The sequence below is a fragment of the Ralstonia pickettii genome, from assembly GCF_000607165.1.
GTDB classification, from domain to species: Bacteria; Pseudomonadota; Gammaproteobacteria; order Burkholderiales; family Burkholderiaceae; genus Ralstonia; species Ralstonia holmesii.
Genome location: NZ_JFZG01000024.1, coordinates 361,755 through 384,095 on the forward strand (window position 1 = coordinate 361,755; position 22,341 = coordinate 384,095).

Sequence of the window (22,341 nt, forward strand, 5' to 3'; positions counted from 1 at the left end):
CTTTCCTCACTGATATACCAATTTGTTTGCTCTGATATATCTTGAGCCGAGGGTGCGGTCTGCCCAGGTGGCACCGACACGCTGCCGTTGCGGTGCCGAACACCAAGACAGGAGTGAGACATCGATGAACATGCAAACCAAGGTCGGGTTGATCCTGACCGCATCCTTGCTGGCCGCTGGCTCCGCGGGGGCGCAGACATTGGCCACGGGCGATAGCCGCACCGTCACGCAGCCGGCGTATCCGGGCGTCTGCAAGACGATCAATGCGCGGTATTCAAGCTCGCAGCGCGCGTCGCCGCCGTCGTCTTCGTCGGACGACACCAGCGTCATTCAGCAGGCTCTGACCGACTGCAAGGGCACCGGCAAGAGCGTGGTGCTGGCCGCATCGGGCTCGAATGACGCGTTCTACACGGGCAGCCTGTCCATTAGCGGGGCAGGGCTGGTCATCAATTCTGGTGTGACGCTGTTCGGCAACGACAGCTACAGCGGTAACGCCAACCTGCTGTCGTTCACGGGCACCAATGCATCGCTCATGGGCCCGGGCACGGTGGATGGCCGTGGCGACATCATCTCCGGCACGCCGCGCCTGGTGCAGGCAAGCAACATCAGCAACTTCATCGTCTACAACGTCACGCTGGCGCAGGCCGCGCACCCGAACCTGTATGTGGAAGGCGGCAACGGCTTTACCGCCTGGGGTGTGTCCATCCGCACGCCGGCCACGCGCAAGAACGCAGACGGCATCGACATCGACAGCCTGACCAACGCCACCGTCACGCAATCCGATATCGAGGCCGGCGACGACGGCATTGCCGTCAAGACCAACTCGGGCGACATCTCCAACGTGACGGTGTCGAACACGCGGCTGCACGGCACGCATGGTCTGTCCGTGGGCAGCATCGACAAGAACACCGTGTCGAACATCCTGTTCACGAACAACTACGTGTACGGGAATGACCTGAGCGGCACGCAGTCCACCAACAACAACGGTATCAACGTCAAGACGGGCCCATGCTCGCTCACCGTCAAGCAGGTGAGCTACGTCAATACCTGCATGACCGGCGTGAAGCACCTGATCGTGATGGACACCAATTACAACGCGTGCACCACGGGTGGCAGCCCGTCGCTGTCGAACATCGTCGTCAACGGTGCGTATTCCACGCAATCGGTGTCGGGCGCATACACGAAGATCGACGGCCGCAACGCGAGCTTCCCGGTCAATGCGTACCTGGCCAACGTCAGCCTGGATGCCACGGCGCAAAGCGGTGACCAGTACGCCAATGTCGGCCTCTACAAGTCCAATGATGTGCCGTCGGGCACCGGCGTGACCACGTCGAGCTTCACGATGTCGGGCAGCGTGCCGAGCTGTTCGTTCTGATCGGCTGCACGTACCTCGCCATGCAGCGGCGCCGCACGGCCCTGCATGGCGCGGGCACCGTTAATGCGAATCCGAACTGAAACCCTGCGCGACGGGCAAGGCCTGTATCTGTGCGCTGCTGCGGCCTTTGCGGCCGTCATCGGCTTGTCGATTGGCGTGTTCTCGACGCCGCTGCCTGAATCGGAAAACGCCGCTGCCGCTGAGTCGCACACATCAAGCGCCGCTGTCTTATCCGCCCAGCCCGCAAACGCGCCGAGCACAACATCGTCCCGCGTGGGCATCGCTCCTGCGCTTGCCATCTCAGAGCAGCAAACGCTGGTTGTGGATACCGCGTTGCTCAACGTGTTCAACATCTTCCTGCTCAAGCCTGACGGTGACCGCGCTGAACAGTTGGCGGTCTATCTCAAAAGCAAACTCCCGCCCACCGCGCTTGCGGAAGCCCTACAACTGGCCGAGCGGTATCAGGCATACATGCAGGCGCATGACGAGCTGCTGGCTGCCCAGCACCTGAACGGCAACATACAGGCCGCCACCGTCGATATCGATCGCATCGCCATCTGGCGCGAACAGCGCGACCGCCTGCGGCAACGCGTGCTGGGCGATCGCGTGGCACAGGCCTGGTATCAGAACGACGATGCACAGCTCGATCAGGTGCTGCAGGAATGGCGGCAGCGGGTGGCGGATGCACAGGGCGTGACCTTGCAGGGCGAGCGGTATCCGGTGCCGCATTGGAGCAATCCTGCGCAGGAGGAGAAGCACCGGGAGTACATGGTGGGGGTGTTGCGCGGGGTGGTTAGGGGGTATGCGGAGCGGCGGATGAAGTAGGACTGAAGTGTCACTGCGCTGTCCACGCGCTCCGTCGCATTCCCACCCACACTTCGCTCCACACCAAACCGTTTCCCGCACGACCAAAGCCCATCCCCGCTACGATCCTCCGGTACGAAATTGCGGCTGCAGCCGCCAAACAGGAGGGCACTCCGTGCCGCACACCGACACGCCCCCATCCGGCCACGCTACCGATCTGGCCCTGCTCCTCACGCTGTCGACCCTGTGGGGCGCGTCGTACACCTTCATCCGGATAGGCGTGGAGACCATTCCGCCGCTCACTTTCATTGCCGCCAGAACGTTGATCGCAGCGACGCTGCTGTTGGTGTGGATGCGCAGTCGCAACGTCCGCATGCCGCGCGACCGGCGAGTCTGGATGCGCTTCGGCGTGCAGGCGCTGCTCAACAGCGTTGTGCCCTTCACGCTCATCGCGTGGGCCGAGTGCTCGGTTGGGGCAAGTCTGGCGACCATCCTGAATTCGACGTCGCCCGTGATGGTGTTTGTGGCGACGGCGTTCATCACGCGGCACGAGCCGGTGTCGTTGCGCAAGCTGATCGGCGTGATTGCCGGGTTTGTCGGCACGTGCCTGGTGATTGGCCCGAGCGCGCTCGATGGGCTGGGCGGGCAGCTTGTTCCGCAACTGGCTATCGTGGCGGCCACGGCCTGCTATGCAGGTGCGGCGATCTACGGCAGGTCTTTCAAGGGGCTGCATCCTGCGGCGCCGGCTACCGGCTCATTGCTGGTGGGGGCGTTGGTGCTCACGCCGGCGAGCCTGCTTGTTGATCACCCTTGGACGCTTCAGCCTTCCGTGCGTTCGTTGACGGCGTTGGTGGCGCTGGCGGCGTTCTCCACGGCGCTGGCCTTTACCATCTACTTCCGGCTCATCCAGACGCTGGGGGCGATCGGTACCACCGCGCAGGCCTATTTGCGTGTGCCGATTGGCGTGGCGATCGGCGTGGTGTTTCTGGGGGAATCGTTGCCGTCTTCGGCGTGGATCGGGCTGGCGTGCGTGGTGGTGGGGGTGGCGGCGATGTCGATGCCGGGCCGGGCCACCCAAGTGCGGCGGGTGTAGCGCGGCGTCACCGCGTCACCGCATCACCGCGTCAGCCCTTCCGATCTCCAACATTGCTCGCCGCCAGCCGTCTGAGTTCCGCCCGCGCCGCTGCCAACCGGGAATGCAGCACCGTGTTCTCGATCAGCAACAGCAGCAGCACAAGGCTCGCCCCCAACAACCCGAACACGCGGCCGGCATAGAAGCCGAGGTCATATCGCCCGCCGTTGAATACGGCGCTGAGCGCGACATCGCAGATCCACACGCACAGCACCACCATCAGCCAGATGTCGAGCGTCAGGTGTGGGCGGCTGCGCCAGAGCACGACCAGCGCGACCACGCAAAAACACCATGTGCCGCCCGCCACGATCCCCATCACGGGCGTGTAGCGGTTGGCCGCCATGATGGCGGGCAGCAGATGTTCGCCGGCGGTGGCCAGCGCCACGCACGTGGCCGCTGCGCCCAGCACGGCCGCCACGGTGCCCAGCGCCGTTTGTCGCGTCAGCGTGTGGATTGGGAAGCGGCCGGGCTCGCGCTCTTCCCGCCCCTTGAGCACGGCGTAAGCGATGACAAACAGCGGAAAGCCCGCGTGCCAGAACATGTAGATCCAGGCAGTGCTCTGCGGCCCGGCGCCCAACAGGCCGCGTGATGCGAACAGCCCCGGAAACGATAGCAAGTGCCCCACCGCCGTGGCCGCCGTGAACAGGTAGCCGCTGGCGAGCGCCAGCATCGCGCGCGACCGCGTGATCGCGAACTGCCCGAAGAGCAGCGCCGCGGTAATCAAGTCATTGAGGATGAGGGCCGACTCGTAAATCGGCACGAACGACGGAAGTTGCGCCAACTGCACCTTGGCGAACGGCACGGCCGACACCAGTACCACGAGCGAGAGCAAAGCCACCGCTTGCGCCATCCAGTACGTCCGGCGTCCTGGAGAGAGGCTCAGCAACAAGCCTCGCTGCATGTCCAGCGTTTCCGACATCACGTTGGCCCCCTTGCGGTGACTGTGTCACGCGTTTGCTTGTGGTGTGACTTGCTGTGCGACTGCGATGCGATTGTGCTGCCAGGCGGCGGCCCGCGATGGTGAGTCCGGCGCATTTTTGCGGGGTGCCGACGGCTGACGTCTTATAGACGCGTGATAGTCAGCAGCCTGCCCAATGTCAAAGCGGCGAAGGGGTAGGCCTTTCAGGTCTGGCGCGCCGGCCCGGGGTGGTGGCCGACAGCCAGCCGGCAGCTACTGGCTACGCCTGAGTGCGGCACGCATCCAGCAGAGATAGACTGGTGCCCACCCCAGGGCACCAGCCTGCAAAGGAGTGCGCATGCAACCTCACCCCACCACCAACACCGCCACCGAGGCACCCGTCCTGCGCGATGACCGCGACGGCGTTGTCACCCTGCGGCTGAATCGGCCCCTGCAGTTCAACGCGTTATCAGAAGCCATGCTTGATGCGCTGCAGCGCGCGTTGGACGACATTGCGCGAGATGCGGCGGTGCGCTGCGTGGTGCTCGGCGCCGAGGGCAAGGCCTTCTGCGCCGGACACGACCTGCGTGAAATGCGCGGCACGCCCGAGCTTGCGTATTACCAGGCGCTGTTTGCGCGATGCAGTGTGGTGATGCAGGCGATTCAGGCGCTGCCGGTGCCGGTCATCGCACGCGTGCATGGCGTGGCAACCGCTGCGGGTTGCCAGTTGGTCGGCAGTTGTGACCTCGCCATCGCCTCGGATGCGGCGCGGTTTGCAGTGTCAGGCATCAACGTCGGCCTGTTCTGTTCGACGCCTGCGGTGGCGCTGTCGCGCAACGTGCTTGCGAAGCGCGCGTTCGACATGCTGGTGACGGGCCGCTTTATCGATGCGGCTACGGCCGCTGACTGGGGCCTCATCAACGAGGCCGTGCCGGCTGCCGAGCTGGATGATGTGGTCGCTCGCAAGGTGGCGGACATCGTCTCGAAGAGCCCCGTCGCCATCCGTTACGGCAAGGCGATGTTCTATCGGCAACGGCAGATGCCGCTTGCCGATGCCTATGCTTACGCAGGCGATGTCATGGCACGCAACATGATGGAAGAAGACGCGGGCGAGGGCATCGACGCCTTCCTGGAAAAACGCCCCGCCCGCTGGCGTTCTTAAGCGCCGTCGGGGCGGGACTTCTCCCGCAGCCTCATCACGCAGGCTTCTGCGGCTTGCGGTCTGCCAGCAGCTTCTGGATGGCGGCTTCCGTCTCGGCGTAGCGGCCTTCGCCAAAGTGCTGATAGACGATGCGCCCATCGGTATCGATCAGGTACAGCGCCGGCCAGAACTGGTTGTGGAAGGCCGACCACGTTGCATAGCTGTTGTCCTGCGCGACCGGGTAGCGCACGTCCAGGCGCTTGAGCGCTTCCTGCACGTTGGCGGTCGATTTTTCGAACGCGTATTCCGGCGTGTGCACGCCCACCACGACCAGGCCTTGATCCTTGTATTTGTCGTACCACTGCTTCACGTGCGGCAGCGTGTTGAGGCAGTTGATGCACGAGTACGTCCAGAAATCCACCAGCACGACCTTGCCGCGCAGGTCCTTCATCGACAGCGGCTGCGAATTCAGCCACTGATTGATGCCGGTGAATTCGGGTGCCGCCGCGCCGGTCGCGGCGGTCTGGCTGAAGGCGGGCGCGCCAGTCCCGACAAAGTAGACGGCGCCGATGGTGAGTGCCGCAAGGGCGGCGCGGAGGGTCGTGCGCATGATGTGGGTTCCCTGAAAGATTGCTGGTGAGGGCCCGCCAGCCGCTGGCGGCGGGCCATGCGAAGCGTCAGACCAGGTTCAGCTCGACGTGGATATTGCCGCGCGTAGCCTTCGAATACGGGCAGATCTGGTGAGCCGCTTCCACCACGGCCTGCGCCACTTCGCGGTCCAGGCCGGGCAGGCTCACGTTCAGGCGTGCTTGCAGGAAGAACGCATCGTCGGTAGTGCCCAGGTCGACTTCGGTGTTCAGCGACAGGTCGGCCGGCAGCTTGATCTTCATCTGGCTGGCCGCGCGGCCCATTGCGCCGATAAAGCAGGCCGACCAGCCCGCGGCAAACAGTTGCTCGGGGTTCGTGCCGCGGCCGCTGCTGCCCGGGGGCGACAGCTTCAGGCTCAGGCGGTCGTCGTCGCTGTGGGCCTGGCCATCGCGGCCGCCGGTGACGTTGACCTTGGCGGTGTACAGAACGTTTTCGATGCGGGTCATGGTGATCTCCTTTTGATGAAGGGGAAAGACTGGAGGTTGGATTTGCGTTGTTGGCTTGTTGCCGGAGCCACGAGACGTATTAAAGAGGGCTGACGTATCCCCGAAGTAGCGCGGAAGGGCCTTTCTGTCTGGGCGTGTATCGCTGTCGCGGCTGGATACAAACGCGTACAAAAACGCCGCGCGCATAGCGGCGTTGGCGGCGGCATCAACCGAAGGTGAAGGCGTAGGCATGTGCCCCCGCATCAAGAAAGCGGATCTCGAACGTGTGCTCGCCCACCGTGCCGGCCTGGCGGACGAGCTGGTAGAGGCGCGTTTGGGTGATGGCGCCATTGCCGTGGGCATCGGTATCGGCGCCGTGGCTGTCGCCGGGGGCCTTGCCGTCGATCCTGACGGTGAAGCGCACGGCGCGGCCGTCGGCAGCCGGCCCGAGCACGAGGTGCAGATCACGCGCGTGGAATCGGTAGACGATGCTGCCGTCGGCGCGGTCGAGCGTGGCTTGCTCGGCATCGATCGTCCATTGGCCAGACAGGCCCCAATCGTTCAGGCCGAGCTTGCCGACGCTGTATGCGTGCGACGTGCCGATCTGCACACCGCCCGGCGATGCAAAGCGTGCGGCTTGGGCATAACCGACGTACGTTTCCGGCGAGCGGACGTTGTCCAGGTCTGGTGCAGCCTGCGCCCCGGGGCCATCGGGCGCGACCACGCCGCCTGCCACCTGCTTGTTGCCGGCCTCGGCCAGCAGAGCCTGGATGACGCGTTCAGAGGCGGCGTAATCGCCCTCGCCAAACTGGTGGTGCCGGATGTTGCCCTGGGCATCGACAAAGTACGCGGCCGGCCAGTAGCTGTTGTGGAAGGCGTTCCAGATGCGGTAGTTACTGTCGATGGCCACCGGAAAGTTGACGCGGAAGCCGCTGACGGCGCGGGCGACGTTCTCGGGTGACTTTTCGAAGGCGAATTCCGGCGTGTGTACGCCCACCACGGTCAGGCCCTGGTCCTTGTACTTGTCGGCCCACGCGCGCAGGTAAGGCAGCGTGCGGATGCAGTTGATGCACGAGTACGTCCAGAAATAGACGAGCGTGACCTTGCCGCGCAGTTGGTCGCCTGTGAGCGGTGCGGAATTGAGCCACTGCACCGCGCCGTCGAACGACGCCACGCGGCCCTCCACGGGCAAGCCGCTGGGCAGGGCCACAGGTGCAGCGTTGACTTCGGACACCACGTTCAGGCTCGCCTGTGGCGCAGGGCGGCGTACGCCTAGGCCGCCCAGCCCGCCCAGCCCGTTCACCAGCGCCTGTTCAAGCTGCGTGGTGCTGCCGGAAGATAGGCGCGCTAGCAGACCGGTATCTGCCCCCAGCCCGATGAGTGCTACGCCGCCCAGCACGCTTGCGCCCATGATGCGACGCGCCCATTCGCCCAGGCCCATGGAGCGCTTCATGGCGGCAAATACACGCCCGCCCAGCCCCAGCGCTGCCGCCAGCGATGTGGCCGCGCCCGCGGCGTAGGCCGCCAGGGCCAACGCGCCGGACACGCTCGCCCCTTTGAGCGCCACGCCGGTCAGCACCAAGCCGAGGATCGGCCCGGCGCAGGGCGCCCACAGCATCCCCGTGGCCACGCCCAGCAGCAGCGAGCCCGCTACCGAAGGCTCGGCCGATGTGCCGCCCGTCGCCGCTTGCCCGGCCAGCCGGTTGCCCAGCGCCACGGCGGGCCGTGCCATCAGATCGGCCAGCCTGGGCCACAGCAGCGACAGCCCGAACACCGCCAGCAGCGCAAGCGCCGCAAACCGGCCGACCTCGTTGGCGCGCACTGCCCACGCACCGCCGGCTGAAAGCAGCGTGGCAAAGCCGGCAAAGGTGAACGCCATGCCGGCGAGCATTGGCAGCTTGCCGCGCACAAAGGGCTGGCCGGTGCGGCTCAACACAAACGGCAGGACGGGCAGGATGCACGGACTCAGGATGGTCAGCGCACCGCCCAGGTAGGCGAGTATCAGCAGGCTCATGATCGACATTCCTCCGCAAGGGATCGGGATTGCCTCCATCAGACGCCGCGCGCGTAGCTGGCTTGTATCACCGCAGGGGCGACTTTGTATCGGACTGTACAAACGCGTCCGCCAGATGCATTCCGATACAACACGGGCCCGCTGCGTCACACCGAGAGGCGCAAAATAGCGCCTTCCTTCCACCTTCCATCGTGCCGAGGTCACCCCCATGGACGCCCACGTCGACCACATCCTGATCGTCGATGATGACCGCGAGATCCGCGAACTCGTTTCGACCTATCTCACCAAGAACGGGCTGCGTGTGACTGCCTCGCCCGATGGGCGCCACATGCGTGCGTTTCTGGAGGCCAACACCGTCGACCTGATCGTGCTCGACCTGATGCTGCCCGGCGACGACGGCCTTGTGCTGTGTCGCGAGCTGCGCGCTGGCAAGCACAAGGCCACGCCCGTGCTGATGCTCACCGCGCGCGACGACGAGACCGACCGCATCATCGGCCTGGAAATGGGCGCTGACGATTACGTGGCCAAGCCGTTTGCTGCACGCGAGCTGCTGGCCCGCATCAAGGCCGTGCTGCGCCGCACGCGCATGCTGCCACCCAACCTGCAGATTTCCGAAGCGGGGCAGATGCTGGCCTTTGGCGATTGGCACCTCGATACCACCGCGCGCCACCTGATCGATGCCGAGGGCACCATCGTCGCCCTGAGCGGTGCGGAATACCGCCTGCTGCGCGTGTTTGTCGACCACCCGATGCGCGTCTTCAACCGCGATCAACTGCTCAACCTCACGCAGGGCCGCGAGGCTGAGATGTTCGAGCGATCCGTTGACCTGCTGGTCAGCCGCCTGCGCCAGCGCCTGAATGACGATGCGCGCGATCCGGCGTACATCAAGACCGTGCGCAGCGAGGGCTATGTCTTTGCCAAGCCGGTGGAGATCAAGGAGGCGCGCCAATGAACACAGCAACGAGCGCACGTGCCTGGGCATGGCCGCGCACGCTGGGCTCACGCCTGTTCGTGATCCTGCTGGCGGGGCTGGTGGTGGCGTATGCGCTGTCGTTTGCCGTACTGTTTTCCGAGCGCTACATGAGCGCGCGGGAGGTCATGCTGGGTACGCTCGAGACGGATGTGTCCACGGCCATCGCCATCCTTGACCGCCTGCCTGCGGACGAGCGCCCGCAGTGGTTGGCGCGCCTGAACCGCGGCAACTATCAGTACATCCTCGGCCCAGGTTCGCCGGGCGGGCCCGAGATGACGCAGCGCGGCAAGGACATCGCCGCGCGCATCAGCGAGGCCAGCGGCGGCCGTTTTCCCGTGACAGTGGAGTCGATACCGGGCGACGACAAGCAACTGCAGGCGCACCTCACGCTAAGCGACGGCAGCACGCTCACCATTGACGTGCACCCGCGCATGACGCCCATCGCGCAGTGGCTGCCGTATGTGCTGGTGGTGCAATTGCTGTTGCTGATCGTGTGCTGCTGGTTTGCGGTGCGATTGTCGATCCGCCCGCTGGTGGCATTGGCCGACGCTGCCGATGCGCTCAACCCCAATGCGCAGACGCCGCCGCTGGACGAGACCGGCCCGACCGAACTGGCGCGCGCCGCACACGCCTTCAACGCCATGCGCCAGCGCATTGCCCGCTTTGTTGAAGAGCGCGTGCAGATTCTGTCCGCCATTTCGCACGACCTGCAGACGCCCATCACGCGCATGAAGCTGCGCGCAGAAATTGCGGAAGACTCTGAAGAGAAGCGCAAGCTGTTGAGCGATCTGGCCGAGATTGAAACGCTCGTGCGGGAGGGCCTGGCCTATGCGCGCAGTGCGCATGGTGATGGTGAAAAGCCTTCGCGCATCGACGTCGGGTCGTTTGTCGAAAGCCTGGTGTACGACTACCAGGACACCGGGAAGCCCGTCACGCTGGAGCAGCACGCCGCCGGCGCCATCGTCACGCGCCCCCACGCGCTGCGCCGAGTGCTGACCAACCTCGCCGACAACGCCATCAAGTTTGGCGGCGCGGCGGAAGTCGATGTGCGCCGCGACGGCGAAGCCGTGGTGATCGAAGTGCGCGACCGCGGGCCCGGTATTCCCGAAGACAAGCTCGATGCCGTGCTGCAGCCGTTTGTGCGGCTGGAGAATTCGCGCAGCCGAGAGACGGGCGGCACGGGGCTGGGCCTGGCGATTGCCCAGCAGTTGGCAGTGGCCGCAGGCGGCGGGCTTACGTTGCGCAACCGCGAGGGTGGTGGGCTGGTGGCGGAAGTCAGGCTCGGTCAGGCCGCCCTGTCAGCACCACGCGAATAAGGGCTGGAAACGCTGGGGGTAGCAGTTGGCACATGCGTTGCCTCGTCCTCATGTAAGTTGTTGCGCAATGCGCCCGTTGCGGGATAACCGAGTCGGTTTTATATTGCAACCACATTGAATGTGAGGGCGCACGGTATGCGCGATAAAGATGGTCAAACGTACGAGCCACGCGGATTCTCTTTGCGGCGTTGCCAGGCCGCTGGACGCCATTGGCGACTGGTGGTCGTTGCTGATTGTTCGCGATGCGTTTGACGGCCTGCGCCGCTTTGGAGAGTTTCAGCGCAGTCTCGGGCTGTCAAAGAACATCCTGGCGGTGCGGCTGCGCAACCTTGTGGCGCACGACATTCTCGAAACGGTGCCGGCGGCTGACGGCAGTGCGTATCAGGACTACGTGCTGACCGAGAAAGGGCGTGCGCTGTTTCCGCTGCTGGTGGCGCTGCGGCAATGGGGCGAAGCGTTCTGCTTTGGGCCCGATGAGGCGCACGTTGTGCTGGTTGAGAAGGCAACGGGTAAGCCGGTGCCGCGACTTGAACTCCGCGCGCAGGATGGGCGAGCGCTGGCTCCGGAGGATACGGCGGTCGTCCACCCGACGGCCGTCAAGGAGACGAAGCGCCAGCGGGCGAAAGCGGGCTGAACGCGGTAGCGCTCAGGCACGGGCCGCAGCGCCAGCACCCCGGAAGCGAAGAAGTTGGCCAGCGCCGGCACCGCCGTCTCGTCACGAAAGCGCAGCATGTGAGTCAGGTAACGCGGTCCTTTGACCGCAAAAACGAAGCCGTCGGGCGCGGTGTCATGCCAGGCCTGCCGGCTCGTGATCGATTGCGGCGAGTAGTGCGACCCGTTGATCTCGATGGTGTCGAACCGGCGCGATGCATATTCCAGCTCGCGGCGCTGTGCCAGATCTTCCGGATCGAACACGCCGCGCCACCCTTCATGGCGCCACCCAGAGATGCCAATGCGGATGGTCATTGTTGCGAGCCGCGCGGGCGATGTCTTCCACTAGGCGCGGCGGCCATTCGGTCAGGGCGGTGCGGTGGCGTTTGCGCGCCCTGCGCGTCACTGATGCGGCGCATTCACCTGCGCTTGCACGTGCACAAGGCCACTTTGCGGCGCTAGCAGGCCCAGCGGCTCGTCCGTCAGATCGCGGGCAAGCGAATAGGCTGTAATCACGGCCAGCGTAACTCCCACGATGGCCAGCATTTCCCGAGTGTCCATACGCGTCTCCTCCTTGGTTCCTTACGTTCCTTGTTTCGGCCCCCTCTTGTTGGTGTCGGGCGGCGTCGGGGTGCGGACGCAAAGTTCGGGCCCAAGACGGGCGAATGGCGGAGCGACGCGGGTTAAATGGTGTTACCGGTCGCGCAGGGAAGATGGCGGCACGCCCAACAGGCGCTGAAAACTGCGCCGCATGCGTTCGGTATCGCCAAAACCGCACTCGGTAGCAACGCGCTGCATGGAAACCGCACCGCTTTCCAGTGCGGCGCGGGCTGCCTCCACGCGCAGTTTTTCCACGGCCTTTGCCGGAGTGAGACCCGTTTCGACTTGAAACGCGCGTGCGAAATGGCGCGGGCTCATGCAGGCGTGCTCGGCCAGATCGCCTACGCGATGCGGTGCACTCAGGTTGCGGCGCACATGATCCAGCAGCGGTTTGAAGCGACCGCGTGCCGAATCCATCTCATTCAGCGCTGAAAACTGCGACTGACCTCCGGGCCGCCGGTAGTACACGACAAGCTGCCGTGCCACCGCGCGTGCCAGGCGCTCGCCCAGGTCTTCGGCGATGAGGGCAAGCGCCAAGTCGATGCCGGCGCTGATGCCGGCGCTCGTCCAGATCGGGCCGTCGTTTACGTAAATGTGGTCGGGTTCGAGCTGCACTTGCGTGAACGTGCGCGCGAACTGCTCGGTGCGGCTCCAGTGGGTGGTGGCGCGCCGGCCGTTCAACAAGCCCGTGGCGGCCAGCAGCAGGCTGCCCGAACACACGCTGGCCACGCGTGCGCCGCGCGCTGCGCAGCGCTGTACAAAGCGGCGCGTGCGCGCATCGGCCATGGCGGCGTCCACGCCGTCGCCGCCGGCAATGAGCAGCGTGTCGACCTGGCTGGCCGGCGGCAGGGCGTCGGCATCCCAGCGCACACCGGAAGAACTGCGGACGAGGCCGGCCTGGGCGGCAATCATGCGCAGCGCGTAGTGATCGTCCCGATATCGGCTGGCCACTTCAAATGCCGCCACCGGCCCGGCAGCGTCGAGCAGTTGGAAATCCGGAAAGATGAGCACAGCGATGCGATGGGCCATGGCAGAAAAAGTGGGAGACTGGTCATTGCTGCCAACACGATAGAGCGCGATTCTGTGAAGCGTCAACCCACCACCGCATCACTCTCAGGAGAGCTGAACCATGACGACTTCCCCGTTCATCGTTGTCTTTGCGCTGTACAACCGTGTCACCCAGCTTGATTTCACCGGCCCGCACGAAGTGTTCTGGCGGTTGCCCGGCGCGCAATGCGTGGTCGCCTCGGCGGCCGGCGGAGAGATTCACGCCGACGGTGGCCTCACCATCTCGAACGTGCAGCGGCTGGTGGATATTCCGCATGCCGATCTCATCTGCGTGCCCGGCGGTTTTGGCGTGATCGAAGCCATGGAAGACGCCGAGTTTGTGCGCGAAGTCCGGCGCCTGGCCGATGGCGCGCGCTATGTCACTTCAGTCTGCACTGGCTCTCTGGTGTTGGGCGCGGCAGGGTTGCTGCGGGGCAAGCGCGCGGGCTGCCACTGGGCGTGGCGCAACCTGCTGTCGGCGTTTGGCGCCACGGTGGACGAAGCCCGCGTGGTGCGTGACGGCAACCTCATCACCGGCGGTGGCGTGACGGCCGGCATCGACATGGCGCTGACGGTCATGGCGGACATTGCTGGTGTCGAACACGCGCAGGCCGTGCAGCTCGGTATCGAATACGCTCCCGCGCCGCCGTTCGATTGCGGCCGCCCCGAGCGCGCAGAACCGGAGATTCTCGAAGCGGTGACGTCGCGGCTCGATCGTTTGCGTGCGGATCGCCACGACGCCGTGCAACGGGCGGCGCAGCGCCTCTGAGCCACGGCGCCGGCGCGCGCCGGATTGCGGCGACAATGGCGTCTTTCGACGTATCCACGCCTCAAGCCGGCGCCGCATCCTGCATGAACACTCCGTCTTCCCAGCCCAACGCCCGTGGCCCGATTGGCATCGTTGCTGCCCTGCATGAAGAGATCAACGAACTGCTGACGTGGCTGTCCGACGCGCAGTGCATCCACATCGGCAGCCGCGATTTCTGGACGGGCGAGTTGGACGGCCACGCGGTCGTTGTGGTGCTGTCGCGCGTCGGCAAGGTGGCAGCGGCGTCCACCACCGCAGTGCTGATCACGCAGTTCAACGTACGCGCCGTGGTGTTTGCTGGCGTGGCCGGCGCATTGGCACCGGGCGTGGCCGTGGGCGACGTCGTGGTGTCGGAAGAATTGCTGCAGCACGATGTCGATGCCTCGCCGCTGTTTCCGCGCTGGGAGATTCCGTTGACCGGCATGGCGCGTTTTCCTGCCGACGTGTCGCTCGCCGGCGGGCTGCTGGAAAGCGCCGGCGCTGTGCTGGCCGACCCGCACGCGCTGCTGGGTCCAGATGTCATGCGGGCCTTCGGAATTGCGGCGCCGCAGGTGCATCGTGGGCTCATCGTCAGCGGGGACCGCTTTGTCTGCACCTCGGCCGAGAGCGCCGTGTTGCGTACGGCATTGCCGGACGCCCTGGCCGTGGAGATGGAGGGCGCCGCCGTGGCGCAGGTGTGCCACGAATGGGGCGTGCCATTTGCTGCCATCCGCACGATTTCCGACCGCGCGGATGACGCGGCCAGCGTGGACTTCGCGCAGTTCATCGCACAGGTGGATTCACGCTACAGCGTGGCCATCCTGCGCAACTGGCTGTCGATGACCGCCGGGGCCTGAGCGGCTATTGCCCCTTCGCGGCCAGATACTTGTCGAGTGCGTTGGCGCGTTCGCTCAGGCGGAAGACTTCGTTCTCCAGGCGCTGCAGATCGTCGAGCTTGTCCTTGCCGTAGATGGCGGTCTCAAGGGCGGCCGTTCTGGTGTGAAAATCCTGCCACGCCTGCTCGGAACTCGCCAGGGCGTCTTTCGCCTTGCCGTTCAATTTGCTCGAGAGCGTTTGGTACGCGCGGTTCAGGCGCTCGTCCTGCGCGGTCTTTTCTGCGGAGAGACATGCGCCGATTGCGTCCGGATTGTCCGGCGCCTTGTCGACGCAGGCATAGAGCTTGGTGGAAATGCCCTGCGGTGCGCGGCGCTTGACGCCATTGGCCAGGCTTTCGGCTGCGAACGCCCCGGTGCTGTGTGCCAGCAGCGCAACGGCAACGGGAAGGGCCAGCGTCTTCAGTGTCGTCAGCGTGTTCAAGAAGTGACTCCTGATCGTGTGTCTGCGATGCGTGAAGGGGCCGTCCAGTCTATCGGCTGGCCAACGCACCCGCGATCAGCCAGGCAGGTGAGGCCGCAGGTTGCGCAGGGCGTTTTCCACGTAGGCTTCTTTCTCGCCGACGGGCGCCAGACGATTGCCCGCAAGGCGCTGGCTGGCCTGACGCTGGTCACGCATCCTGCGTCGTACTTTGTCTGGCTGGCGCTGCCGCCCGAGGTCTGCGCCGACCGCGTGGCCGTGGCGCTGCAGGAAGATGGCATCTCCGTGTCGACCGCGGAGCCGTTTGCGACGTCGAAGCAGGTGCCGCACGCGCTGCGGCTGGCCTTGGGCTCCGTCGCGCTCGACCGGCTCGATGCCGCGCTGCAGACTGTCAGGCAGCGCGTGGAAGCACAGCGGTATCGATAACGAAAACCGTGCCAAACCTCGTGCGCTTGCCTACACTCTCGTCGCAACGAAATGGCCCAATTTGCCCACAGGAGACCTCATGAAGAACTGGCTTGCAACGACGGCCGCATGGGCGCTCTGCGCATGCGTAGCGTTCGGCAGCGTCGCCCATGCGGCTGACACCGCCGCTGACGGCACGACGCTGACTGTCAACATCGGCACGCAGCACCGCACGTTGTCGCGCGATGCATTGCTGCACGATCCGCACCTCACCAGCGTGACGGTGGAAGACCAGAACCTGAAGCGCCGCCTGACCTTCAAGGCGATCCCGGTGACGGAGCTGTTCCGTGGGCAGACTGTCAGCCCGGATGCCAGCGCCACCACCGCCGCCAGCGACGGCTACGTATCACACTTGCCGATGCGCCTGCTGCTGGGCGACCGCGTCGACGGCCCGCGCGCGTGGCTGGCCGTGGAAGACCCGGCCTCGCCGTGGCCGACGCTCAAGGGCCAAGACATCGGCCCGTTCCGCCTGATCTGGACGGCGCCGCCGGCCAAGGCATCGGTGGTGAATGAAAGCCTGTGGACTTACAGCATCGTGCGCATCGACATTGCCGCGCTGCCCGGCGAGCGCTTTGCGGCCATCCGCCCCGCGGCGGGGTTGCCCGCAGATGGCCCTGTCATGCGCGGTTTCGCCACGTTCCAGCGCGTCTGCTTTTCGTGCCACACGCTCAACCGCGCCGGCGATGCCAACCTTGGCCCCGACCTGAACGTGCCGTACAGCCCGGTGGAATACCTGGGCGACGAGAAGCTGCGCCACCTGATCCGCGATCCGCAATCGCTGCGCTGGTGGCCCAACGCCCGCATGTCGGCCATCGACGAGAAAACGCTGTCCGATGCGCAACTCAACGATCTGCTGGCGTACTTGCACCACATGACCAAGCGCAAATCAGCAGCGCAATGACCGGCGCTAGTCGGCTGCCCAGTCGACCAGTGTGGCGATGGTGTTCATGTTGCGGGCCGTCCCCGTCTTGGCGGCGGGGATCTTCAGTTTGGAATCGGCCATGCCGTCGCCGTAGTGCACGTAGATTTCGCGCGTGCCCAGGGCCATCTCTTCCGTCCGGCAGCCGGTGGCGGCGGCCAATGCATCGGCCGGCGGCGGCGTATCCAGAAAGATGGCGACCGTCCGGTTGGGCGCGGCGATCTTGAAGGGATTGTTTTCCAGCACCGCCGCCAATTCCGCGCCCGTGCGCACGAGCACGCCCACGGGTTTGCCGGCGTAATCCTCCAGGCAGCGTTCCAGCTTCGCCTTGACGGTCGCTTCCGCCAGCCGGCTCTGAAAGACCACGTTGCCGCTCGCAATGTAGGTGCGTACGCCGCTCAGGCCGATCGATTCACATATCGCGCGCAGTTCGGCCATGGGCAGTTTTCCGGTGCCGCCCACGTTCACGGCGCGCAGGAAGGCGATGTAGCTGGGCATGGGTTCTCCTGTTCTGTCTGTCTTATTAATGGCTTAGGGGCGGGCTCGGATTGGCAACATTCTGTTACGAGATTGACGAATGTGTTTAACCCGCCCTGTTGCGTGACTTGTATTCTTCGCCCCGAACTCATCAAGCCCGGACCGGCCTCTCAGTGCTGGTTTGAGTGCTGCATCCTGCATTTGCGCATAGGAGAACACCATGTTGAAGAAAATTGCACCTGCCCTGATTGTGGCAACACTCGCCGGCCTGACGGCTTTGCCCGCTGCGGCGGATGACTTGCGCAATGCGCTGGGCGGCGCGCTGGGTGGCGCAGGCGGGGCGGCCGTGGGCGGCGCGCTGGGCGGGCAGACTGGCTCGGTCATCGGCGGTGCTGTTGGCGGCGGCGCCGGCGGCGCATTGACGGCCAACGGCCGGGAGCGCAAGGGCGCCATCGTGGGCGGTGCGCTGGGCGGCGGCGTGGGTGCGGCTGCGGGCAATGCCATGGGCGGCCGTACGGGCGGCATCGTTGGCGCGGGCCTGGGTGGCGGCGCCGGTGCGGCACTCGGCGGCAACGTACAGCGCAATTCGTATTCCGACCGCGACGACCGCGGCCGCGGCTACCGTCGCCACGGCAAACACCATCACCACCATTGATCTGATGCGCCGTTGCGCTCGCCACTGAGCGCCACGGCCGCTTTCTTGCTTTCCTTCCCGCGACGGCGCTGTCCGCGTGCGTCGCCCGCTGCGTCGGTAAAACCTGTCGCCGCGACTCGCCGTTGCCACGTGCGCCGCCTACCATACCGAGACGGCCGCGATTGGCCCGCACACGAAGGAGAGCGCCATGACGCAACGCTTCGACGCCATCATCATCGGCACCGGACAGGCCGGCCCGCCGCTGGCGGCGCGCTTGTCCGGCGCGGGCATGAAGGTGGCCATCATCGAGCGCGGCCGCTTTGGCGGCACGTGTGTCAACACCGGCTGTATTCCCACGAAAGCGATGGTGGCCAGCGCCTATGCGGCGCGCATGGCGCAGCGTGCGGCTGAATACGGCGTGGTGATCAACGGCGGCGTCACCGTCGACATGCAGCGCGTCAAGGCTCGCAAGGATGAAATTTCCGGCCACTCCAGCCATGGCGTCGAACAATGGGTGCGCGGCCTGGAGCACGGCACCGTTTTTCAGGGCCACGCCCGCTTCGAGAGCGCGCGCACCGTGCGCGTTGGCGACGCACTGCTAGAAGCCGAACACATCTTCATCAACGTGGGCGGCCGGGCGTTGGTGCCGCCGATGCCGGGGCTCGATCAGGTGCCGTTTCTCACCAACTCCACCATGATGGACGTGGATTTTCTGCCCGAGCACCTCGTCGTGATTGGGGGAAGTTACGTCGGGCTGGAGTTCGGCCAGATGTTTCGCCGCTTCGGTGCGCGCGTGACGATTGTCGAGAACGGGCCGCGCCTGATTGCCCGCGAAGACGAAGACGTATCGCAGGCGGTGCGCGAAATTCTTGAAGCCGAGGGCATCGACGTGCAGGTCAACGCCGATTGCCTGAGCGTGCGGCGTGACGGCGCCAACGTGGTGGTTGGCCTGGACTGCAGCAGCGGCGCACGCGAGGTGTCGGGCTCGCATCTGCTGATGGCGGTCGGGCGCGTGCCCAATACCGACGATCTTGGGCTCGACAAGGCCGGCGTGGAAATCGACAAGCGCGGCAATATCCGCGTGGACGAGCAGTTGCGCACCAACGTACCCGGCATCTGGGCCATGGGCGATTGCAACGGTCGCGGCGCGTTCACGCACACGGCTTACAACGACTACGAGATCGTGGCCGCCAATCTGCTCGACCGCGACCCGCGCAAGGTGTCGGACCGCATCCAGGGCTACGCCATGTACATCGACCCGCCGCTTGCGCGCGTCGGCATGTCGCTTTCGGAAGCGAAGCAATCGGGTCGCAAGCTGCTGGTGGGCAACCGCCCCATGACACGCGTCGGCCGTGCGGTGGAGAAGGGTGAGAGCCAGGGCTTCATGCGCGTGGTGGTCGATGCGCAGACGCACGAGATTCTGGGTGCGTCGCTCCTCGGTGTGGGTGGCGACGAGGCAGTGCATTCGATCCTCGACGTGATGTATGCCAAGGCGCCTTACACGACCATCAGCCGCGCCATGCATATTCACCCGACGGTGTCGGAGCTGATTCCCACGTTGCTGCAGAGCATGGAGCCGGTGCAATAACGCCGGGCATGGCGCTCAAAAAACAAAGGGCGCCCGGCGGCACCCCCCAACCTCGACCCGCTACCGTGCGTGCTCAGGGCACGATCGAGAGAAACAGATACGACGCAAAGATGGCCAGATGCACGACCCCTTGCAGGATGGTCGTGCGGCCCTTGCCGAGCGTGAGCGACGACACGATCAGCGTCAGGAACAGCAGGACCATTTCCTTCGGGCCCAGACCCAGTTCGAGCGGGCGGCCGATCCAGATGAACACGGCCGCCACCGTCGGGATGGTCAGGCCGATACTCGCCAGCGCCGAGCCTAGCGCGAGGTTCAGGCTGGTCTGGATGCGGTCTGCATTGGCGGCGCGCAGGGCGGCCAGGCATTCCGGCAACAGCACCAGCGCGGCGATGACGATGCCGACCGTCGCGGGCGGCGCCCCGGCATTCAGGATGGCCGCTTCCACAGAAGGCGAAAGCACCTTGGCCAGACCGACGACGGCCACCAGCGACACCATCAGCAAGACCCCGCTGAGCGCTGCCACGCGTGTGGGCGGCGGCGGGGCGTGTACGTCTTCGTTGGCGCTATCGACGAGAAAGTAGTCGCGGTGGCGGATGGTCTGCACGATGACGAAGCAGCCGTACAGCACCAGCGATGTCACCCCGGCAAAGCCCAGCTGCGACGAGGTCATGACAGGCCCCGGCGTGGAACTCGTGTAGTTGGGTAGCACCATGGTCAGCGTGACCAGCGCAGCCAGCACGGCCAGCGCGGCGGTGGCGCCCGGCGCCTGGAAGGCTTGCTCGCGGTGGCGCAGGCCGCCCACGAAGAGGCAAGCGCCCACGATTCCGTTGCAAATGAGCATGACCGCGGCAAACACGGTGTCGCGCGCCAATCCCGCTTTCTCCGGACCGGAAGAGAGCATCACCGAAACGATCAGCGCGACTTCGATCACGGTCACGGCAATCGCCAGGACGAGCGTGCCGAAGGGCTCGCCCACCTTGTGCGCGACGACTTCGGCATGGTGAACGGCGGCAAAGACGGCGCCGGCCAGCGCAAGCGCCATCAGCGCGATCAGCCACCCGGGGGGCGTCATGAACGCGCCGCCAACCAGGACCACCCACGCCAGCAGCGGAGCAGCGATTGTCCAGGGGGGCAGCTTGTTGGAAGAGAGGGCCACGGAGTTCTCCTTGTTGTTGCCTCAACGCCGGCGGGCGGCGAAGGGTCGATGCAGTGTGGCCCGAATATAAAGCATGTGCGGAGCATCAGCCCGCACATGCGGAGTGCGTCATGCCAGCGCCGTCACGGGGCAACCGCTACGGCGGACACCTCCTGGCTCCAGTAAGTCGGCAGCGCGCCGTACGGATTTGGCAGCGTCTTGTTTGTGATGAACACGGTGGAAGCGCCCTTGCTCGACGCGTTGCGAACGAAGGTTTGCATTTGCGTGGCCGACGCAGCGTAGACGATGTGCGCAAACCGGGCGGTCGGATAGCTGGCCTGCCACGCCAGGGGCGCATAGTTGGCGTAGTGCTTGGCGCTGTCTTCAAACACGACGAGCTGGTCTGCCACCGGCAGGCTGGCATAGATCTCCGGCACATTGGTGCCCGGGTTGCCCGTGACCGTGTAGTTGGGCGACAGCCCCTTGATGTAGTTGTAGACCGATTGGTAGAACTGGATGTGTGCGGTTGTGCTGTCGGCGGTCATCTCGTCGATGAAGAAGCCGTCGACCTGATACAGCGCCTGGTAGGTGTTGATGTCTTGCACCACCGCCGACAACGATCGGTTTGCGTATGAACTGGACACATATCCGATCACCTTGCCGCCAGCGGCATGCACTTTGGCGACGGCGGCAACGTAGTTGGCGTCCTGTGTCGTGCCCGGGCCGCTGTTCGGGTTGAGGATGACCGTCGTCGGTACCGACGTTGCCGCCGTGGCCAGCGCATTCCACTGCGTGGCTCCCGTGCCCGACGGATAGATGTAGGACGGCACCAGCAGCCCTTCAGCGCTGGCATGCGGTGCACCCATCAGCGCGCCGGACACAAGCGCGAACGCCGCACATGCTGCGCGCGCGAACCTGCGCTTCGCGTTGCCCAGTTGCGATGCCACGGCCACCGTGGCGGATGCGGGCAAACGCCCCCCCGTTTGTATCGTTTTCATTATGTGCCCCCGACCACGCAGTTTGTTGCGTGTGACATCAGGCCCGCGCCCCTTTGTGGGTTGGCGGGCAACTGGCTGACTTCGTCTAGAGAAGTCCCTGTAGCTTTGCGTCGCCGGATCACTCCGGTTTTGCCCAGACCTCTGGGTGTGAACCCATTGGGGAAAGACTCTACCGGGGCCGCGCCAGGCCGGCAAACGGAGATTGCGCAAACGCGCCGGCCGCCGCATGAAGCGTTGTCGGGACCCCACGTTGCGCGCTGCCATGGCAATCAACCGTCGACGTCAGTGAAGCACGGGCGTCTGGTCGCCATTCCTCCCATGCCGCGTTTCCCCTGACTTGCGCCAGAACCTCTGGTGCATTCCGCCGCCGCAGAGCCCGCCCGTATCGTCAGTCCACGCAGCGCTACCGGTTGCCGCTGTGTTTTTTGTCCACGTATCTGACTGAGGAGAACCTGCAATGAACATCCGCTCGAATGTGCTTGTCATCCGTATCGTGCTGTTGGCGGTGGTGTCCCTGATCGCCTCGCTGGTGGCCACGGCCGCGTTGGCTGCGCCGCCCGCGACCGTCGCAACATGCGAAGGCATCAAGGATGCGTACCCGATTCTCGGCACGCAGTGCGCCAATCATTACGCCAAGATTAACCACGCGCCCGCCACAGCGGCCGAACGGCGCGAGACGTACTCTGCACGGATCGCGGTTTTGGAAATCTTCCGCAAGGCGCTCCTGTGCAACGGCATGTACGGCGCATCGAAATCGGCGCAGCAGCGCTTTTCAAGCGGCGAGGCTGGCCACCTCCAGGCCTTGGCGATCCTGAACGCGGCAATGACGGGTGCCGGCGACCCTAACGTGCCGGCGCTATACACCGCCGCCGACTTGAATGACGTGTCGATCAACAAGCAGCAGTGCAAGTAGCGGCAGGGCGGGTGGCGGCAGAGGTGCCGCCGCTGCCTTGCCGCCCAGGCCGACGCTGGCCCCGTCGGCGTGGCAGAATCGCGGTCT

The 22,341-nt window shown here is 65.3% G+C and carries 24 protein-coding genes, 1 pseudogene and 1 riboswitch; of the genes and pseudogenes, 14 read left to right on the forward strand and 11 right to left on the reverse strand.

The features are described from left to right. The first annotated feature begins 124 nt into the window (after positions 1-124). The 3 genes from BG83_RS0119195 to BG83_RS0119205 all read left to right on the forward strand — a co-directional run bounded on the left by BG83_RS0119195 (position 125) and on the right by BG83_RS0119205 (position 3,272). Positions 125-1,375, forward strand: coding sequence for a glycosyl hydrolase family 28 protein (locus tag BG83_RS0119195; protein ID WP_024978220.1), 1,251 nt, complete (start codon positions 125-127; stop codon positions 1,373-1,375). Positions 1,376-1,438: 63 nt separating this feature from the next. Further along, positions 1,439-2,200 carry a hypothetical protein gene (locus BG83_RS28355; protein ID WP_024978221.1) on the forward strand — a complete coding sequence of 254 codons (762 nt, stop codon included), beginning with the start codon at positions 1,439-1,441 and terminating at the stop codon, positions 2,198-2,200. A gap of 154 nt (positions 2,201-2,354) precedes the next feature. Then, positions 2,355-3,272, forward strand: coding sequence for a DMT family transporter (locus BG83_RS0119205; RefSeq protein ID WP_024978222.1), 918 nt, complete (start codon positions 2,355-2,357; stop codon positions 3,270-3,272). Positions 3,273-3,303: 31 nt separating this feature from the next. On the opposite strand, the gene BG83_RS0119210 is transcribed toward BG83_RS0119205, so the two are convergent. Continuing rightward, positions 3,304-4,230 carry an MASE4 domain-containing protein gene (locus BG83_RS0119210; RefSeq protein ID WP_037032106.1) on the reverse strand — a complete coding sequence of 309 codons (927 nt, stop codon included), beginning with the start codon at positions 4,228-4,230 and terminating at the stop codon, positions 3,304-3,306. A 337-nt stretch (positions 4,231-4,567) separates the two neighbouring features. Between BG83_RS0119210 and BG83_RS0119215 the strand changes: the two genes are divergently transcribed. Beyond that, complete coding sequence (locus BG83_RS0119215; protein WP_024978224.1) at positions 4,568-5,371, forward strand: enoyl-CoA hydratase; 804 nt, start codon at positions 4,568-4,570, stop codon at positions 5,369-5,371. 34 nt (positions 5,372-5,405) lie between these two features. Here the strand turns inward: BG83_RS0119215 and BG83_RS0119220 are convergent, their stop codons facing one another. The 3 genes from BG83_RS0119220 to BG83_RS0119230 all read right to left on the reverse strand — a co-directional run bounded on the left by BG83_RS0119220 (position 5,406) and on the right by BG83_RS0119230 (position 8,437). Beyond that, the gene (locus tag BG83_RS0119220; RefSeq protein WP_024978225.1) at positions 5,406-5,960 is read right to left on the reverse strand and encodes a thioredoxin family protein; all 555 of its coding nucleotides are present in this window, start codon (positions 5,958-5,960) and stop codon (positions 5,406-5,408) included. A gap of 67 nt (positions 5,961-6,027) precedes the next feature. Then, positions 6,028-6,444, reverse strand: coding sequence for an organic hydroperoxide resistance protein (locus tag BG83_RS0119225; protein WP_024978226.1), 417 nt, complete (start codon positions 6,442-6,444; stop codon positions 6,028-6,030). 205 nt (positions 6,445-6,649) lie between these two features. Next, complete coding sequence (locus BG83_RS0119230; RefSeq protein WP_024978227.1) at positions 6,650-8,437, reverse strand: cytochrome c biogenesis protein DipZ; 1,788 nt, start codon at positions 8,435-8,437, stop codon at positions 6,650-6,652. A 208-nt stretch (positions 8,438-8,645) separates the two neighbouring features. Here BG83_RS0119230 and BG83_RS0119235 point away from each other — a divergent pair, with 208 nt between their 5' ends. The 3 genes from BG83_RS0119235 to BG83_RS0119245 all read left to right on the forward strand — a co-directional run bounded on the left by BG83_RS0119235 (position 8,646) and on the right by BG83_RS0119245 (position 11,360). Next, on the forward strand, positions 8,646-9,389 hold the full coding sequence (locus tag BG83_RS0119235; RefSeq protein WP_024978228.1) for a response regulator: 744 nt from the start codon (positions 8,646-8,648) through the stop codon (positions 9,387-9,389). Next, positions 9,386-10,726, forward strand: a complete 1,341-nt coding sequence (locus BG83_RS0119240; protein WP_024978229.1) for a sensor histidine kinase — start codon at positions 9,386-9,388, stop codon at positions 10,724-10,726. The genes BG83_RS0119235 and BG83_RS0119240 overlap by 4 nt, the downstream gene beginning before the upstream one ends. Positions 10,727-10,874: 148 nt before the next feature. Continuing rightward, positions 10,875-11,360, forward strand: a complete 486-nt coding sequence (locus BG83_RS0119245) for a winged helix-turn-helix transcriptional regulator (RefSeq protein ID WP_200869057.1) — start codon at positions 10,875-10,877, stop codon at positions 11,358-11,360. Between the two features lie 26 nt (positions 11,361-11,386). Here the strand turns inward: BG83_RS0119245 and BG83_RS28895 are convergent. The 3 genes and pseudogenes from BG83_RS28895 to BG83_RS0119255 form a co-directional block, all read right to left on the reverse strand. Further along, a pseudogene (locus BG83_RS28895) lies at positions 11,387-11,692 on the reverse strand (DUF72 domain-containing protein); the annotation flags it as partial. Positions 11,693-11,779: 87 nt separating this feature from the next. Further along, positions 11,780-11,938 carry a hypothetical protein gene (locus BG83_RS29725; RefSeq protein ID WP_200869058.1) on the reverse strand — a complete coding sequence of 53 codons (159 nt, stop codon included), beginning with the start codon at positions 11,936-11,938 and terminating at the stop codon, positions 11,780-11,782. A gap of 132 nt (positions 11,939-12,070) precedes the next feature. Then, entirely contained in the window at positions 12,071-13,006 is a 936-nt protein-coding gene (locus BG83_RS0119255) for a GlxA family transcriptional regulator (RefSeq protein WP_024978231.1), read from the reverse strand. 100 nt (positions 13,007-13,106) lie between these two features. Here BG83_RS0119255 and BG83_RS0119260 point away from each other — a divergent pair, with 100 nt between their 5' ends. Then, complete coding sequence (locus BG83_RS0119260) at positions 13,107-13,793, forward strand: DJ-1/PfpI family protein (RefSeq protein WP_024978232.1); 687 nt, start codon at positions 13,107-13,109, stop codon at positions 13,791-13,793. An 83-nt stretch (positions 13,794-13,876) separates the two neighbouring features. Beyond that, on the forward strand, positions 13,877-14,668 hold the full coding sequence (locus BG83_RS0119265) for a 5'-methylthioadenosine/adenosylhomocysteine nucleosidase (protein WP_024978233.1): 792 nt from the start codon (positions 13,877-13,879) through the stop codon (positions 14,666-14,668). A gap of 4 nt (positions 14,669-14,672) precedes the next feature. Here BG83_RS0119265 and BG83_RS0119270 read toward each other — a convergent pair whose 3' ends face one another. Next, positions 14,673-15,128, reverse strand: a complete 456-nt coding sequence (locus BG83_RS0119270) for a lysozyme inhibitor LprI family protein (protein ID WP_024978234.1) — start codon at positions 15,126-15,128, stop codon at positions 14,673-14,675. Between the two features lie 87 nt (positions 15,129-15,215). Here BG83_RS0119270 and BG83_RS29555 point away from each other — a divergent pair, with 87 nt between their 5' ends. Beyond that, on the forward strand, positions 15,216-15,551 hold the full coding sequence (locus BG83_RS29555; RefSeq protein ID WP_024978235.1) for a hypothetical protein: 336 nt from the start codon (positions 15,216-15,218) through the stop codon (positions 15,549-15,551). 79 nt (positions 15,552-15,630) lie between these two features. Next, positions 15,631-16,491 (forward strand): c-type cytochrome, encoded by an 861-nt coding sequence (locus tag BG83_RS0119280; RefSeq protein ID WP_024978236.1) that lies wholly within the window; start codon positions 15,631-15,633, stop codon positions 16,489-16,491. A 6-nt stretch (positions 16,492-16,497) separates the two neighbouring features. On the opposite strand, the gene BG83_RS0119285 is transcribed toward BG83_RS0119280, so the two are convergent. Then, complete coding sequence (locus BG83_RS0119285; RefSeq protein WP_024978237.1) at positions 16,498-17,007, reverse strand: DUF1697 domain-containing protein; 510 nt, start codon at positions 17,005-17,007, stop codon at positions 16,498-16,500. 199 nt (positions 17,008-17,206) lie between these two features. Here BG83_RS0119285 and BG83_RS0119290 point away from each other — a divergent pair, with 199 nt between their 5' ends. Both BG83_RS0119290 and BG83_RS0119295 read left to right on the forward strand, forming a co-directional pair. Further along, positions 17,207-17,641 carry a hypothetical protein gene (locus tag BG83_RS0119290; RefSeq protein ID WP_024978238.1) on the forward strand — a complete coding sequence of 145 codons (435 nt, stop codon included), beginning with the start codon at positions 17,207-17,209 and terminating at the stop codon, positions 17,639-17,641. Between the two features lie 187 nt (positions 17,642-17,828). Next, positions 17,829-19,208: an FAD-containing oxidoreductase gene (locus BG83_RS0119295; protein ID WP_024978239.1), complete on the forward strand. Its 1,380-nt coding sequence runs from the start codon at positions 17,829-17,831 to the stop codon at positions 19,206-19,208. Between the two features lie 73 nt (positions 19,209-19,281). On the opposite strand, the gene BG83_RS0119300 is transcribed toward BG83_RS0119295, so the two are convergent. After that, on the reverse strand, positions 19,282-20,364 hold the full coding sequence (locus tag BG83_RS0119300) for a calcium:proton antiporter (RefSeq protein ID WP_024978240.1): 1,083 nt from the start codon (positions 20,362-20,364) through the stop codon (positions 19,282-19,284). Positions 20,365-20,486: 122 nt separating this feature from the next. Next, positions 20,487-21,341 carry a spherulation-specific family 4 protein gene (locus BG83_RS0119305; protein WP_024978241.1) on the reverse strand — a complete coding sequence of 285 codons (855 nt, stop codon included), beginning with the start codon at positions 21,339-21,341 and terminating at the stop codon, positions 20,487-20,489. 63 nt (positions 21,342-21,404) lie between these two features. Continuing rightward, positions 21,405-21,485, reverse strand: a riboswitch (cyclic di-GMP riboswitch). Between the two features lie 313 nt (positions 21,486-21,798). Here BG83_RS0119305 and BG83_RS0119310 point away from each other — a divergent pair. Next, positions 21,799-22,254 carry a hypothetical protein gene (locus BG83_RS0119310; RefSeq protein WP_024978242.1) on the forward strand — a complete coding sequence of 152 codons (456 nt, stop codon included), beginning with the start codon at positions 21,799-21,801 and terminating at the stop codon, positions 22,252-22,254. The last annotated feature ends 87 nt before the right edge of the window (positions 22,255-22,341 follow it).

Coding starts and splice junctions, on each gene's coding strand:
- BG83_RS0119195 (WP_024978220.1), top strand. CDS start 125: ATGAACATGCAAACCAAGGTCGGGTTGATCCTGACCGCATCCTTGCTG.
- BG83_RS28355 (WP_024978221.1), top strand. CDS start 1,439: ATGCGAATCCGAACTGAAACCCTGCGCGACGGGCAAGGCCTGTATCTG.
- BG83_RS0119210 (WP_037032106.1), bottom strand. CDS start 4,230: ATGTCGGAAACGCTGGACATGCAGCGAGGCTTGTTGCTGAGCCTCTCT.
- BG83_RS0119215 (WP_024978224.1), top strand. CDS start 4,568: ATGCAACCTCACCCCACCACCAACACCGCCACCGAGGCACCCGTCCTG.
- BG83_RS0119220 (WP_024978225.1), bottom strand. CDS start 5,960: ATGCGCACGACCCTCCGCGCCGCCCTTGCGGCACTCACCATCGGCGCC.
- BG83_RS0119225 (WP_024978226.1), bottom strand. CDS start 6,444: ATGACCCGCATCGAAAACGTTCTGTACACCGCCAAGGTCAACGTCACC.
- BG83_RS0119230 (WP_024978227.1), bottom strand. CDS start 8,437: ATGAGCCTGCTGATACTCGCCTACCTGGGCGGTGCGCTGACCATCCTG.
- BG83_RS0119235 (WP_024978228.1), top strand. CDS start 8,646: ATGGACGCCCACGTCGACCACATCCTGATCGTCGATGATGACCGCGAG.
- BG83_RS0119240 (WP_024978229.1), top strand. CDS start 9,386: ATGAACACAGCAACGAGCGCACGTGCCTGGGCATGGCCGCGCACGCTG.
- BG83_RS0119245 (WP_200869057.1), top strand. CDS start 10,875: ATGGTCAAACGTACGAGCCACGCGGATTCTCTTTGCGGCGTTGCCAGG.
- BG83_RS29725 (WP_200869058.1), bottom strand. CDS start 11,938: ATGGACACTCGGGAAATGCTGGCCATCGTGGGAGTTACGCTGGCCGTG.
- BG83_RS0119255 (WP_024978231.1), bottom strand. CDS start 13,006: ATGGCCCATCGCATCGCTGTGCTCATCTTTCCGGATTTCCAACTGCTC.
- BG83_RS0119260 (WP_024978232.1), top strand. CDS start 13,107: ATGACGACTTCCCCGTTCATCGTTGTCTTTGCGCTGTACAACCGTGTC.
- BG83_RS0119265 (WP_024978233.1), top strand. CDS start 13,877: ATGAACACTCCGTCTTCCCAGCCCAACGCCCGTGGCCCGATTGGCATC.
- BG83_RS0119280 (WP_024978236.1), top strand. CDS start 15,631: ATGAAGAACTGGCTTGCAACGACGGCCGCATGGGCGCTCTGCGCATGC.
- BG83_RS0119285 (WP_024978237.1), bottom strand. CDS start 17,007: ATGCCCAGCTACATCGCCTTCCTGCGCGCCGTGAACGTGGGCGGCACC.
- BG83_RS0119290 (WP_024978238.1), top strand. CDS start 17,207: ATGTTGAAGAAAATTGCACCTGCCCTGATTGTGGCAACACTCGCCGGC.
- BG83_RS0119295 (WP_024978239.1), top strand. CDS start 17,829: ATGACGCAACGCTTCGACGCCATCATCATCGGCACCGGACAGGCCGGC.
- BG83_RS0119305 (WP_024978241.1), bottom strand. CDS start 21,341: ATGAAAACGATACAAACGGGGGGGCGTTTGCCCGCATCCGCCACGGTG.
- BG83_RS0119310 (WP_024978242.1), top strand. CDS start 21,799: ATGAACATCCGCTCGAATGTGCTTGTCATCCGTATCGTGCTGTTGGCG.